The sequence below is a fragment of the Mesorhizobium sp. BAC0120 genome, assembly GCF_033542235.1.
Taxonomy (GTDB): Bacteria; Pseudomonadota; Alphaproteobacteria; order Rhizobiales; family Rhizobiaceae; genus JAWRCU01.
In genome coordinates, this window is the sequence record NZ_JAWRCU010000011.1 from 79425 (window position 1) to 93454 (window position 14030).

11 protein-coding genes are annotated in these 14030 nt (G+C 63.4%); 7 read left to right on the forward strand and 4 right to left on the reverse strand.

From position 1 onward, the window contains the following. Positions 1–60: 60 nt before the first annotated feature. Positions 61–1323: a polyhydroxyalkanoate depolymerase gene (locus SAZ10_RS22665; RefSeq protein ID WP_318611657.1), complete on the forward strand. Its 1263-nt coding sequence runs from the start codon at positions 61–63 to the stop codon at positions 1321–1323. Between the two features lie 240 nt (positions 1324–1563). Next, the gene (locus tag SAZ10_RS22670; protein WP_412535278.1) at positions 1564–2181 is read left to right on the forward strand and encodes a transglutaminase-like cysteine peptidase; all 618 of its coding nucleotides are present in this window, start codon (positions 1564–1566) and stop codon (positions 2179–2181) included. Between the two features lie 25 nt (positions 2182–2206). Here the strand turns inward: SAZ10_RS22670 and SAZ10_RS22675 are convergent, their stop codons facing one another. Beyond that, on the reverse strand, positions 2207–3739 hold the full coding sequence (locus SAZ10_RS22675; RefSeq protein WP_318611658.1) for a YifB family Mg chelatase-like AAA ATPase: 1533 nt from the start codon (positions 3737–3739) through the stop codon (positions 2207–2209). 286 nt (positions 3740–4025) lie between these two features. Further along, positions 4026–4973 (reverse strand): glutathione synthase, encoded by a 948-nt coding sequence (gshB, locus tag SAZ10_RS22680; protein ID WP_318611659.1) that lies wholly within the window; start codon positions 4971–4973, stop codon positions 4026–4028. Between the two features lie 227 nt (positions 4974–5200). On the opposite strand from gshB, the gene SAZ10_RS22685 reads away from it, so the two are divergent. Then, on the forward strand, positions 5201–6352 hold the full coding sequence (locus SAZ10_RS22685) for a glycosyltransferase family 87 protein (RefSeq protein ID WP_318611660.1): 1152 nt from the start codon (positions 5201–5203) through the stop codon (positions 6350–6352). A gap of 50 nt (positions 6353–6402) precedes the next feature. On the opposite strand, the gene SAZ10_RS22690 is transcribed toward SAZ10_RS22685, so the two are convergent. After that, complete coding sequence (locus tag SAZ10_RS22690; protein ID WP_318611661.1) at positions 6403–7704, reverse strand: SGNH/GDSL hydrolase family protein; 1302 nt, start codon at positions 7702–7704, stop codon at positions 6403–6405. Positions 7705–7873: 169 nt separating this feature from the next. Here SAZ10_RS22690 and SAZ10_RS22695 point away from each other — a divergent pair, with 169 nt between their 5' ends. From SAZ10_RS22695 to SAZ10_RS22710, 4 genes are all read left to right on the forward strand, one after another. Next, positions 7874–9160: a glycosyltransferase family 2 protein gene (locus SAZ10_RS22695; RefSeq protein WP_318611662.1), complete on the forward strand. Its 1287-nt coding sequence runs from the start codon at positions 7874–7876 to the stop codon at positions 9158–9160. After that, positions 9157–9546: a GtrA family protein gene (locus SAZ10_RS22700; protein ID WP_318611663.1), complete on the forward strand. Its 390-nt coding sequence runs from the start codon at positions 9157–9159 to the stop codon at positions 9544–9546. The genes SAZ10_RS22695 and SAZ10_RS22700 overlap by 4 nt, the downstream gene beginning before the upstream one ends. Before the next feature lie 81 nt (positions 9547–9627). Further along, the gene (locus tag SAZ10_RS22705) at positions 9628–11442 is read left to right on the forward strand and encodes a GtrA family protein (protein ID WP_318611664.1); all 1815 of its coding nucleotides are present in this window, start codon (positions 9628–9630) and stop codon (positions 11440–11442) included. A gap of 363 nt (positions 11443–11805) precedes the next feature. After that, positions 11806–13170, forward strand: coding sequence for a putative bifunctional diguanylate cyclase/phosphodiesterase (locus SAZ10_RS22710; RefSeq protein ID WP_318611665.1), 1365 nt, complete (start codon positions 11806–11808; stop codon positions 13168–13170). A 26-nt stretch (positions 13171–13196) separates the two neighbouring features. Here the strand turns inward: SAZ10_RS22710 and SAZ10_RS22715 are convergent, their stop codons facing one another. Beyond that, positions 13197–13997: an IclR family transcriptional regulator gene (locus SAZ10_RS22715; protein ID WP_318611666.1), complete on the reverse strand. Its 801-nt coding sequence runs from the start codon at positions 13995–13997 to the stop codon at positions 13197–13199. Between the last annotated feature and the right edge of the window lie 33 nt (positions 13998–14030).

Here is a 14030-nt window from a genome sequence, read left to right on the forward strand (position 1 = left end):
GCAGCAGGCAATCGCTAACTTTTGCATGTTAACGATCTCGTGGCGTGACCGGAGCTTCCCATGTTCTACCAGCTCTATGAAATGAACCACGCCGCGCTGCAGCCGGCGCGGGCCTACGCCGACGCGATCAGGCTGCTCTATTCCAGTCCGCTCAATCCCTTCTCACACACTGAGCTCGGCCGCTCCGTCGCGGCCATGGCCGAACTCTTCGAGCGCTCGACGCGCCGCTACGGCAAGCCGGAATTCGGCCTGAAGACCACCACCGTCGATTGGAAGACCGTCGAGGTGAGCGAGAAGGTCGTCTGGAAGCGCCCCTTTTGCAATCTCATTCATTTCGAGCGCGCTCTGCCTGCGGACCGGCAGGCCGATCGCAAGCTGCTGATCGTGGCGCCGATCTCCGGCCACTACGCCACGCTGCTCCGCGGCACGGTGGAGGCGATGCTGCCGCACGCGGATGTCTACATCACCGACTGGGCAGACGCCCGCATGGTCCCGGTGACGGACGGCAAGTTCGACCTCGACGACTACATCGATTATTTGATCGACATTTTCCATACGCTCGGGCCCGACGTTCAAGTGATGGCGGTCTGCCAGCCGTCCGTGCCCGTTCTGGCGGCCGTCGCATTGATGGAAGCACGCGGCGATCGCCTGGTCCCGGCGACGATGACGCTGATGGGCGGCCCCATCGATACGCGCCGCAACCCGACAGCGGTCAACCAGCTTGCCGAGGAGCGCGGCATCGATTGGTTCCGCGAAAACGTCATCATGCAGGTGCCGTGGCCGGCGCCCGGCTTCATGCGCGACGTCTATCCGGGCTTCCTGCAGCTTTCCGGCTTCATGAGCATGAACCTCGACCGGCATATCATCGCCCACAAGGACTTCTTCATGCACCTCGTGAAGAACGACGGCGACAGTGCCGAGAAGCACCGCGACTTCTATGACGAGTATCTGGCGGTGATGGATCTCACTGCGGAATTCTACCTGCAGACGGTCGAGACTGTGTTCGTGCGCCACGCACTGCCGAAAGGTGAAATGACGCATCGCGGCGAGAAGGTCGACCCGGCAGCCATCCGCAGCGTCGCGCTTTTGACTGTCGAGGGCCAGAACGACGATATTTCCGGCGTCGGCCAGACCCGAGCCGCGCACGACCTCTGCGTCAACATCCCCGACAATATGCGCGCGCACTATTTGCAACCGGCTGTTGGTCATTACGGCGTCTTCAACGGCTCGCGCTTCCGTTCCGAGATCGTGCCGCGCATACTGGATTTTCAGGCGAGCTATGGGCGCAGCCGCAAACGGTCGACGCCGCGCCTGGTCTCGTGATCTGGTCTCGTGATTTCGAAAGGCTGCCTGACTCCGCTTCGCAAGGCGCAGGCGCCTGGGCCCCTGGAGCATTCTTGCAGCCGGCCCGGAATTATCCGAGCGTCAGCCCCTCTCGCCTCGGCTTGTTGTTGCAAAATGGCCGCGATCCCGAACGCGGTAACCATCATCCCAACGGATTACTTGTCTTTTGCCGGCAATTCGCATTTAACGCTTTGTTAATAAGTGGCGAGGGTCGGGGGCATGTTCCGCTCGAAAGCTTCCCGAAGGCCGCAGGTGCTGGCGTTCGGGTTGATGATGATGGTGGTGTCGGGGGCTCCTGCCGCCGAAAGGTCGTCGGCAATGCTGACCGGCGGGCTCACCTCGCAACCCATTGGCCACTACGAATTCTGCAAGGCAAATCCGGCGGAATGCTCGATCAAGCTGCGCGACCCCGGCCCGCTGCACCTCACGGAGGCCGCCTGGAAGGAGATCGACAGCGTCAACACGCTTGTCAACACGAGCGTGAAGGCGATGAGCGATCTCGATCACTACGGCAAGGACGAAGTGTGGGCCTATCCTGATGACGGCTATGGTGATTGCGAAGACTATGCGCTGGAGAAGCGCCGCAAGCTCTCCCAAGAGGGCATCTCGCTCTCGGACCTCCTGATCACTGTCGTGCGCAAGCCGGACGGAGAAGGCCACGCGGTGCTGACCGTCCGGACCGACCAGGGCGACTACATCCTCGACAACCTCAGCGAAACGGTGAAGCCTTGGGAGGCAACCGGCTACCGCTATCTCAAGCGTCAGTCGACCAACCATACCGGTCGCTGGGTGTCGATCCGCGAAGACTCCGCTCCGCTGGTCGGCTCGGTTCAGTGAGGTCGCTGACGAACCTGCTCCCGCCTCACGCTGCCTGCGCGAGCCTTTCTCCGGTCATACGATAGGAAATCGCTTCGGCGAGGTGAATGCGGCCAACCTTCTCGCTGCCGTCGAGATCGGCGAGCGTGCGCGCCACCTTTAGGACGCGGTGATAGGCCCGGGCGGAGAAGCCGAGCTTTTCGCTCGCATCGCGCAACAGCGTCACCCCCGCAGCGTCAGGCGCCGCCATCTCCTCGACGACCGAGGTCGGCGCCTGCGCATTGGTTGTGATGCCGCCAAGTCCGAGCGCCGCGAAGCGATCGCGCTGGATCGTGCGGGCTTGCGCGACACGCGTCGCGACCGTTGCGCTCTTCTCAGCACTTGCCGGCTTGATCAGGTCGCTGGCCGAGACTGCCGGCACCTCGATGCGCAGGTCGATGCGGTCGAGCATCGGGCCGGAAATGCGCGCCTGGTAGTCGGCCTGGCAGCGCGGTCCGCGCAGGCAGCGATAGCCCGGCTCGCCGGCCATGCCGCATCGGCACGGGTTCATAGCAGCAATCAGCTGGATGCGCGCCGGATAGGAGACGCGGCTGTTGGCGCGCGCGATCACGCACTCGCCGGTTTCGAGCGGCTGCCTGAGCGAATCGAGCACCTGCGGCGGGAACTCCGGCAGCTCGTCCAGGAATAGCACACCGTGATGCGCAAGCGAGGCCTCTCCCGGTCGGACGCGCAGGCCGCCGCCGATCAACGCCGCCATCGAGGCCGAATGGTGCGGGGCGCGGAACGGACGCCGGTTGGTGAGCTTGCCTTCGGCGAGCTCGCCGGCCACCGACGCGATCATCGAGACTTCGAGCAGCTCGCGTGGCGAGAGTGGCGGCAGGATCGAGGGCAGCCGCTGCGCCAGCATCGATTTCCCCGATCCCGGAGGGCCTACCATCATCAGATTGTGCCCGCCGGCGGCAGCGACCTCCAGCGCGCGCTTGGCGCTCTCCTGTCCCTTGATGTCTGCAAGGTCCGGCAGGTCACCTGCGGGCTGATGGATCTTTGCCTCGGGCCGCGCGATCAGCTGCGTGCCGCGGAAATGGTTGGCGATGGCGATCAGGCTGCGCGGCGCAATGATGTCGATGTCCGACCCTGCCCAGGCTGCCTCGGGCCCGGATGCGGCCGGGCAGATCAGACCCTTCCCGGCCGCGTTCGCGCCCATTGCTGCCGGCAAAGCGCCGGCGACCGGCGCGATCGTGCCGTCGAGCGACAGCTCGCCCAATACCACATAACCGGCCAGCGCATCGCCGGGAATCGCGCCCAGCGCAGACATCAGGCCGAGCGCGATCGGCAGATCGTAGTGGCTGCCTTCCTTCGGCAGATCGGCAGGCGCGAGATTGACCGTCACCTTCTTCGCCGGCATGGACAGGCCGGAAGCGTGGAGGGCGGCCTGCACCCGCTCGCGGCTCTCGGCGACGGCCTTGTCGGGCAGGCCGACGATGTGGATGTTCTTCTTCCCGGGCGCCACCATCACCTGCACATCGACAGGTACCGCCTCGATGCCCTGAAACGCGATCGTCTGAACGCGCGAGACCATGCCGCCCCCTCATGCTGCATGATCCCGAAAAGTCGCAGACTTTTCGGACAAGATCATGCCGTAAGATCTCGAGCATGATCCCGAACCGAAGATCAGCGCAGCAAAAGAGCTGTGGGCCTCTCGGATAAGATCATGCTGCGAAAACAAATCCCGCGATTGCCGCGCGGAACAGGTTTACCTGCACGGAAGGCAAACAAGCATAGTTCCGTGAGCAAATCAAGAACAAGACGAGAACATACCGCTGCCCGGCAGCCAATCTGGCTCGCGTCGAAGGCGGAACGCCGGATCAGCCCGAGGCCAGCTTTCTCTCCACCGCATCCCAGAATAGCGCGGCAGCATCGTCTCCGCCGAAGCGGGCGATCTCACGGATGCCGGTCGGCGAGGTGACGTTGATCTCGGTCATGTAGTCGCCGATCACGTCGATGCCGACCAGGATGAAGCCGCGCCGCCTCAGCTCCGGGCCGATGCGCGCGCAGATCTCGCGCTCGCGCTCCGTCAGGTCCGTCTTCTCGGCGCGGCCGCCTATATGCATGTTCGAGCGCGATTCGTGCTCGGCGGGGACGCGATTGACGGCACCGACTGGTTCGCCGTCGATCAGGATGATGCGCTTGTCGCCCTTGCGCACCTCCTTGAGATAGCGCTGCACGATGTAGGGCTCGCGGAACATCTGCCCGAACATCTCGAGCAGGGAGGCAAGGTTGCGGTCGGCCTCGGCGAGGTGAAAGATGCCGGCCCCGCCATTGCCGTAGAGCGGCTTGATGATGATGTCGCCATGCTTGCGGCGGAAGGCTGCGACCTCTTCAGGATCCTTGGTGATCAGCGTCTCCGGCATCAGCTCGGCAAATTCGGTGACGAAGATCTTCTCGGGGCTGTTCCTCACCCAGACCGGATCGTTCACCACCAGCGTCTTCGGGTGAATGCGTTCGAGAATATGCGTGGTGGTGATGTAGTTCATGTCGAAGGGCGGGTCCTGGCGCAGGAGCACCACGTCCATCTCCGACAGATCGGTGCGCGCCGGCTCTCCGAGCGAGAAATGGTTACCCTTCTCTTCGCGCAGTCGCATTTCCTCGACACGTGCGAAGACCTTGCCGTTGTCGAAGGTCAGCCGGTCGGGCGTGTAGTGGAACAGCTGGTAGCCGCGCCGCTGCGCCTCGAGCGACAGCGCGAAGGTCGTGTCGCCGGCGATTGTGATCGTCGAGACGTGGTCCATCTGCACAGCGATCTTGAGCGACATGAGGTCTTCCCTGCAATGCGTTGGCTTTCGCGGCAAGCATGTATCGCGTCGGCAGCGGCCTGCCAATCACCAGGGTGACCCGAAGTGCCAGCCGGACATCGCCCCCCTAACCGAATCGACACGTTTTCTCGCCAGACTGGCCACTGACCAGCCAATGCCATCGGCCGACGACAGTGACCGACTACGCCGCAAAATCGCGACAGCAAGGAGCCGCCGGAGAAACCAGCATGGCCGGAGCGGAGCATAGGCTAAAGTTTGCCCTGCTGGTACTCGGAGCCGTTCATCTCGTCGGTTTCTGCATCGTCAAATACGGCGAGACCGTCGGAATCGCCGGCCGGCTCTATCCCGACGGCACTCCCGTCGGCGGCGATTTCATCAATTTGTGGACCACGGCCAAACTCATTCTCGCGGACCGGACTGCGGATATCTATCAAGTCGGCAGGTTCATGGCTTACGAGCGGACGTTCGTAGATGGAGCGGATATCGGCCTGCGCTTGTGGGCCTATCCGCCGCTGTCGCTGCTGTTCGTCTGGCCGTTCGGCTTGCTCGGCTACTATGCAGCGCTGGCGGTATGGTCCGCCATCGGCCTTATCGTGTTGACGACCGGCGCACGACGCTTCGGTTTCGACCGCCTTGAGATCGCAATCCTTCTGACCTCCCCAGCTACCCTCTTGAACCTATACTTCGGACAGACCGGCAGCCTTGCGACCGGCCTCCTTCTGCTGGCTCTTTCGCCGCGCCCGGGACGCGACCCGGTTTCTGCTACGGCTGGCGCGCTGCTGACGATCAAGCCGCAGTTCGGTTTTCTGCTGCCGCTTCTCTGGGCCTTCCAGGGCCGATGGCGGATGATCGCGTGGACGGCCGTGATTGTCATCGGCCTGATTGCCCTGGCTGCCGCATTGTTCGGTCCGGAGCCATGGCGCGACTATCTCAACGATACACTGCCCACCCTGGGGACCCTCGAGCGGGCTGGCAGCGGCCCCTTCATGACGATGATCCCCTCGATGTTCATGTCGTTGCGCATCGTCACAGGCAACTCATCGCTGGCGTCTTCAGTCCACGCAGGCTTCGCCGCGCTGGTCCTCATCGTGCTCGTCATCCGATTTTGGCAGGTGAAGGACGGCGTTCGACGTAGTGCGATGCTGCTGATCGCAACGGTGCTGATGACGCCCTACTTGCACAATTACGACCTGGCGCTGCTGCTTTGCGGGGCATTGCTGATGGTCCGTCGCTTCGGTTCGAGGGAAGGGCCTGCTTCCTTCTTCGCGGGCTTCTTAGTGATCGCGGCATGGGCGCTGCCGCAGATTGTTGTTCTATTGAATGCGATCGGAGCTCCGATCTCGCCGCTTCTTATCCTGCCACTGTTATTGCTGGCATAGGCCTTCTCGGGCGGGCGCTTGGGCCGAGCCAGAGCGCCCGCAGGCCGAGCTCATTGGGGCTTCGCGAGCAGCTTGAGGTCGATCGATGCGGCCATCGCCTCATAGCCTGCCTTGTTCGGATGCAGGTGGTCGCCCTTGTCGTACTCGGCCTTGCTGTAGCCCGGTTTCTGCGGATCGACGATCACCTTGTCGAAGTCGATGACGCCGTCGAACGCGCTGCTGCTGCGGATGAAGTCGTTCACCGCCAGCCGAATCTTTTCCTTCTCCGGCGTATAGTATCCGTCGAACGGGCCGCCCTTGAAGGCATCGCCGAAGGGCGTCAGCGTCGCACCGATGATGCGCATGCCGTCGTCATGCGCCCTTGCGATCAGCTGCTTGTAGCCGGCGATGATGTCTTCGGCCGTTGGCTCGGGATCGTTGGGCGCCAGGCCACAACCCGGCCAGCCGATGTCGTTGATGCCCATCATCAGGACGACCGTGTCGGCATAGGGCTGGCTCAGCACGTCGCGCTCGAAACGGGCGAGCGCATTGGTGCCCATCCTGTCCGAGAGCACCTTCGCACCGGAAATGCCCTGGTTCAGCACCGCCACCGGGGCGCCGCCGGCCTCCTTCAGCCGCTCGGCAAGATGGTCCGGCCACCTGTCGTTGCCGTCCACCGTCGAGCCGTCCCCATCTGTGATGGAATCGCCGAAGGTGACGATCGCTCGCGCATCGGCAGGGGCATCCACCAGGATCTCCGACAGGAACACCCGTTGCGTCTGCTTGGAGTCGGGCTTCAGTTCCGGGTCCGCCACCTTGTTCCCGACCGCTACGAATGCCGTCTCGTGCCCGTCCCAATGCATCGTGTCGGTCGGCGCAGTTTCCGGGAAGTACAGGCTGACGGAAAGCTTCGAAAGCGGAGCCACCGTCAACTCGACCGGGTCGCTGACGACCGGCGCGCCAGGGGGAATGGTAATTGAGCCCGTGCCGCCGAATGTCAGGGCCCGATCGGAGCCCGGCTGAACGTTCGGGCCTTCCGCCGTAAGCCCGATATGAGCCGCGCCGATTTTTAGCGGCACCTTGCCGTATTCGTTCGAGAGGACGACGCGCACCTTGTTTCCACCGATGCTGGCACGGGCAACCTGTCGGATTGTCTGCTGATAGAGATTGCTCGGAAAGCCCAGAGGGAGGGGAAAGTCCGACGTCCAGGCGGGCTGGGCGCTGGCTGTCCAAGTGCCGATCCAGCCCGCCTTGTCCGCAGCGCTTCCATGTGCCGTGAAGGCCAAGGAACTGCCCAGGGCGATTGCTGACGCGAAGAGCAGTCTTCTGCAGGCGGCACGACATGGGAATGCATTTGCGATGACGTCATGCATCGAATTCTCCTCCCTGAAGTTTCGCAATCCTGTCTGTCTCCGCCCTCGATGAATTGAGGCGGATGCCATCATCTTCGCCATGCCTGCCGCAGCGGCAATCGCGACATTCGTCTAATGAAGGTTTCTTAAGCTTTGCCGGCCACAATGCCATCCGGGACTCGGAGAATGAGTGCGTCGCACGGAAAAAGCGCTGGACAAAACCGAGATGAACGTTGTTGCCCCTTTGGGGGAGATCGCCCCGGAAACGGTCGAGCTGACGATCCTGATGCCTTGCCTCAATGAGGCCGAGACGCTGGCGGCCTGCATACGCAAGGCCAAGTATTTCCTCAGCGAGGAAGGCGTCGCCGGTGAAGTGCTTGTCGCCGACAATGGCAGCACGGACGGCTCCCAGCAGATCGCTGCCGCCTTGGGTGCCCGTGTCGTCAACGTGGCCAGGAAAGGCTATGGGGCGGCTCTGCTCGGCGGCATTGCGGCCGCTCGCGGGCGTTTCATCGTCATGGGCGACGCCGACGACTCCTACGACTTCTCGACGCTTGGCGCTTTCCTTGATCATCTGCGCGACGGCGCCGACCTGGTTATGGGCAACCGCTTTATGGGCGGCATCGAGGCCGGCGCCATGCCGCCGCTTCACAGATATCTCGGCAACCCGGTGCTCTCCTTTCTCGGCCGGCTGTTCTTCCGCATCGGGACCGGCGATTTCCATTGCGGGCTGCGCGGGTTCAATGCCGAGGCGATCCGCGCGCTCAATCTGCAGACAACCGGCATGGAGTTCGCCAGCGAAATGGTGGTGCGTAGCGCGCTAGCCGGCCTGCGCATCGAGGAGGTGCCGACCGTACTGAGACAAGACGGTCGCAGCCGGCCGCCGCATCTGAAGACGTGGCGCGACGGTTGGCGCCATCTCAAATTCCTGCTGATGTACAACCCGCGCTGGCTGTTCTTCATCCCTGGCGCTACGCTGTGCGGACTTGGCGGATTTCTGGCCCTCGCGCTTCTGTTCGGACCGCTGCGCCTTGCCGACAACCTTTCGCTCGACCTCAATACTTTCGTTGCCGCATGCTTCATGGCGATGACCGGGGTTCAGCTCATCACATTCGGCGTGCTGTCGCGCTACTACGCTGCGATCACCGGCATCCTTCCGGACAATCCACGCTCGGACTGGCTGACCAGGGTCATCAGCACCGACCGACTCGCAGTCGATGCCGGCATATGCTTCCTCGGCGGCGTTCTCTTCTTCGGCTATGCGATGGTCAAATGGGCGAGCCTCGGCTTCGGCCCCCTCACAGATGCTGAGATTCCGCGCGTCGTCGTGCTAGGCCTGACACTGATCGTGATCGCCTTCCAGATGTTCTTCTCGGCTTTCCTGCTCGGGATCCTGGAGATCCCCGTGAAACGTTCGAAGCTCGATGACACCCCCGTCGCCCTGCGTGGAGCCGGCCAAAGGGCGTTTGCGCAATGATCCGCGCCCTTGCGGGCGTGCGCCTGGTCCGGTTTGTAATGGTGGGCGTAGGCGCGGCCTGCTTGGTTTTCGTGCTCAGCTTCCTGCTGGTCTCGATGGGACTGTCGCCGTTCTCAGCAAGCGTGCTCGCCTATTCCGTGGCTTTTGCCATCGCTTATACGGCGCACCGCAGCTGGACCTTCGGCGACCGGCAGCATCACGGCAATTCCTTCCGCCGCTATCTCGCCCTCCAGGCGGGATGCGCCATATTCTCCGGCCTTGTCTCGCACGCAGCTGTCGAGTGGCTCGCCATGTCGCCGCTCGCCATGTCGATGGCGACGACCATCGCAGCGGGCGGGGCGAGCTACATGGTTTCGTCGAGTTGGGTTTTCCCGTATCGCGGCTGACGAAACCCCACGCTTTACGGTCTGTTCAAGCTGCAGGGCTACATTGGGCGCTCGCCAACAGGACGCCCCAATAGGACGCCAATGACCGCTCTCGACACAGCAACGCCTGAAAGGCTCGAACCGTGGGAACCTTGGCGAGCCGATTTCGTGCCCGCCGCCATCGTCGCGCTCATCATGCTCGGCTTGTATGCCGTGCAGGGCTTTTCGACGCTCTCCGACTCGCACGGCGACAATGACAGCCTGCTGCGGCTGGTCGAGGTCCGCGATTTGATTGCGGGCCAAGGCTGGTATGACCTGCATCAGTACCGCATGGGCCCCGCCGGCGGCTTCGTGATGCATTGGTCGCGGATCGTCGACACGCCGATCGCTGCCATCATCCTCGCCGCGTCCGCCCTGACGGGCAGCATGGCACGGGGCGAGACCGTCGCCCTCGTCCTGTGGCCGACAATTCTGCTGGTGCTCGCCATGACATTCATCGTCAGGATCGCGCGGGCGCTTGGCGGCGAATGGTCGCTTCTACCGGCGCTCTTCGTCGGCGGCGGCACGCTGTATTATATCGGTGTCTTCGCGCCCGCCGATATCGATCATCACAATGTCCAGCTCGTGCTGACGCTCGCGGCGCTCAGCGCGCTCGTTGCCGGACGAGGCTCTGGATCAGAAGGCTTTGCATCGGGGCTGGCAGCAGGCGTTGCGTCTGCGCTGATGCTGGCGGTGGGCATGGAGACTTTGCCCTATGTCGCCGTGGCCGGGCTTGCCGCCGCAATCGGGTTTCTCGTCCGCGGCGACGAGGAGGCACATAGGGCATGCGGCTTCGGCTTGGGATTGGCCGGTCTCGGAATAGTGGCTTTCATAGGCACCGTGCCACCCGATGCGTGGCTTGCGCCGCAATGTGACGCCTATTCGACCCCGCAATTCACTGTCGCACTGATTGCCGGCGTCGGCCTGGCGATCGCCTCCGGCATCCGATCGCTGGGCAAGACACTGCTCAGCCGCTTCGTCAGCCTTTGTTTCTTGGGCATCGCCGTCGGCGCCATCACTGTGGTCTTCTTCCCGCAATGCGTGGCCGCACCCTATGCCGGCGTCGACCCGAAGTTCCAGAAGTTCTGGCTCGATGCCATCGAAGAGGCGCAGCCCTTCTGGAAGCTCGCCATGAAGGATCCGGCGATGGCGATGGGCTATTACGTGACGCCGTTGATCGGTCTCGTCATTCTGGCCCTGCGCGTTTGGAGAAGGGGTGCTGCTCGCACCGAAATCATCGTCGCCGCCTTCCTGGGTGCCGCCCTCGCCGTCAGCCTTTGGCAGGTGCGCGGCGCCGTCTTTGCGCTTCCTCTTGCCGTCATCCCGCTCGTCGCATGGATCGGCAGCTGGCGCGAGAGGGTCGCAGCCTCCGTCAGGCGGGCCACTTTCAAGATGGTGCTGGCCTGGCTGATCTCGATACCGTTCATCTGGCATGTGTCCGCCGCAGCCCTTGTTGGCGCATTCGGCGGCCCCGGTTCCTCGAAGGCGGCATCGGCCGCAAGCTGCGACACGCCAGGCGATTTTGCCGCCCTTGCCGCAATGCCGGCGACCACCGTCCTTGCCATCTCGAACCTCGGCGCGCCGATCCTCGTCCATACGCATCATCGCGTCCTCGCCGGCCCCTATCACCGCAACGTTCACGGCGACCTCATCGCCTTCGAAGCCCTCTCCGGCACCGAGGACGAGGCGCGCAAGATCATCCGGGACAATGATGTCGGGCTCGTCGCAATTTGCCGCGGCAATGGCGAGACCGCTGCGTTCCAACACTGGGCGCCTGCAGGCTTACTGGCGACGCTCGTCGGCGGCAGCACGCCTGCCTGGCTTGAAAAGCTCTCCGGGCCGACCGGCCAGGCGCTCGAAATCTACCGTGTCCGCTAGAGCATTTTGCAGCCAAGTGGAATCACTTGGCGTCGCACAAATGCGGAAAAAACAAACACATAGAGCGGCAGCCCGGATTTATCGGGGCGTCAGCCGCTCTAGAGAATGGTCGCGAACCGAAGGTCGGTGCGACAAGAAGTTGCGGACTTTCGATAAGATCATGCTGCAAAACACAAGAGCTATGGCGGGATGAATGACTCCGTCCAATTCATCGCGCTGTAGATGCCATGACCTGGCGACATTTGGCTTCCCGGTCATCCGCATGACCGCGGGAATCTTAAACAAATATACGTGGCGATACGTTTTCTTAAACGCTTTGCTGCCATTGTCCCGCGAAAAGGCCTGGCAAGGGCGGGAACAATAATGACCATGATGTTTGGCGGCAGCCAGACCGGCAGAGAAACGGCTTCGGACTTGGCATTCACCGATCCGTTGACCGGGCTCGGAAACGTGCGGCGCTTCTTCGACAAGGTCGACCGTCTGATCGCCGAGCGCGCCGACGACCCGGCCCCGTTCACCGTGGGGATTCTCGATCTCGATGGCTTCAAGCCGATCAACGACCTGTTCGGTCACAAGGCGGGCGACGAGATCCTGATCCAGGCGGCGATGCGGCTGCACGCCGCGATGCAAGGGCAGTCCGCCGTCACCCGCGTCGGCGCCGATGAGTTCGCCTTCCTGCTGCCGATGGTGTTCAGCGAGGAAGCGGCCAGCGAAAAGTCCAGGATGCTGATCGAGATCCTGTCGGCGCCCTATGACGTCGGCGAGCGCACCGCGCGCCTTTCCGCCTCTGTCGGCTGCTCGCTCTTCTATTCCGGCGACGAGACGACGGAGATCCTGGTCAACAAGGCCGAGACCGCACTCTACCAGGCCAAGCGTTCCGGCCGCGGCCGCGTCGTGGTCTATACGCGCGAGATGGAGGAGGCGGCAAAACGCGTCACCCGCATCGAGCAGGCGTTGCGCCGTGCCGTATCGTCCGGCGAGGTCGAGCCGCACTTCCAGCCCATCGTCGACCTGCATGACCGCCGGGTGGTCGGCTTCGAGACGCTCGCGCGCTGGACTGACCCCGACCTCGGCCACGTGCCGCCCTCGGTCTTTATCCCGATCGCGGAGGAGCGCGGCATCATCGGGCCGCTGTCGCAACTGGTGCTGCGCAAGGCGACAGAGGCGGCTCGGAGCTGGCCGCACGAACTGTTTCTCTCCTTCAACCTGTCGCCGTCGCAACTCGTCGACCAGAACACCGGCCTGCACATATTGGCGATCCTCAATCGCACCGGCTTCGATCCGGCCCGGCTCGAGATCGAGATCACCGAGACCGGCCTGATGACCGATCCGGCTTCGGCCGAGAAGATCGTCAACGACCTCCGCCGTGTCGGGATCAGGGTTTCGCTCGATGATTTCGGCACCGGCCAGTCAAGTCTCGGACGGCTGCGCGACTTCCGCTTCGACAAGCTGAAGATCGACCGCGCCTTCGTCTCCTCGATCCTCGACGATCGGCCCTCGGAGCATATCATTCGTGCCATCCTCGCCATGTGCGCTGGTCTCGGCATGGAGGTCGTCGCCGAGGGCATCGAGGAGGAGGCGCAGGCCGAGAGATTGATCCAGTTCGGTTGCAGCGGAGGCCAGGGCTATCTCTTCGGCAAGCCGGCCGACGCCGATGCCACGCTGGGCTTTTTGCGCGAGACGCTCTACCGCGCAGACGAGCCTGCCTGGCAGACAAGAACCGCTTAGGGATAAGTGGCGGGTCTTCGTTTGCTTCAAGCTTTGGGGCCGAGCCGGGCAGCCATGTCTTCCATGACTGCGTGTCCCGCTTGCGTGACCAGCGGTGCCCATTCTGCGAGCCGCGCGAGCCCGATGCGGTAGGAAGGCGCGGTCACCGACACGCCGGCGACGAAGCTGCGGTCACGCGAATGGATGGGGGCGGCGACACAGTGGATGCCGGGCTCGTGCTCCTGGCGGTCAAATGCGATGCCGGTGCGGCGGATTTCGTCTATTTCGGCGCGAAGGGCCGCCCGGTCGGCCAACGTGCTTTCGGTATGGCGATGGAAGATCATCGTCGCGATGCGCTTTTCGAGCTCGGCATCCGGCAGCGCCGAAAGCGCGGCCTTGCCGACCCCGGTGCAGTAGACCGGCGAGGCATTGCCGATCTGCGAGTGCATGCGCACCGCCTGGCGGCCCTCCACCTTGTCGAGATAGATCACCTCGACTCCCTGAAGGACGCCGAGATGGACGGTCTCGCCGGTCGCCTCGTGGAGGTGGCGCAAATGCGGCTCGGCGATGGCGCGGAACTGGTTGGCGGACCACGCGAGCGAAGCAAGTTTCAGGAGCTTGATGCCGAGCTCGTAGGAATGATCGGCCCGCACCGTGAGCAGCTCCTCCTCGATGAGGTTCGAAACTTGCCGGTGGAGCGTGCCGCGCGGCTGGTCGACGAGGCCGAGCAGGTCGGTGAAGCGAAGTGGCGTCGGTGAAGCGGCAACCGCTTCGAGCACGTCGATTGCCTTGCCCAGAGTTCCGGTAGCATTTGTTCGCGTTGCGTTCTCCCCGCCGGATTTCGTCATTTCTCCTCCGGTTGTGCCCGGCGCTTGACGGTG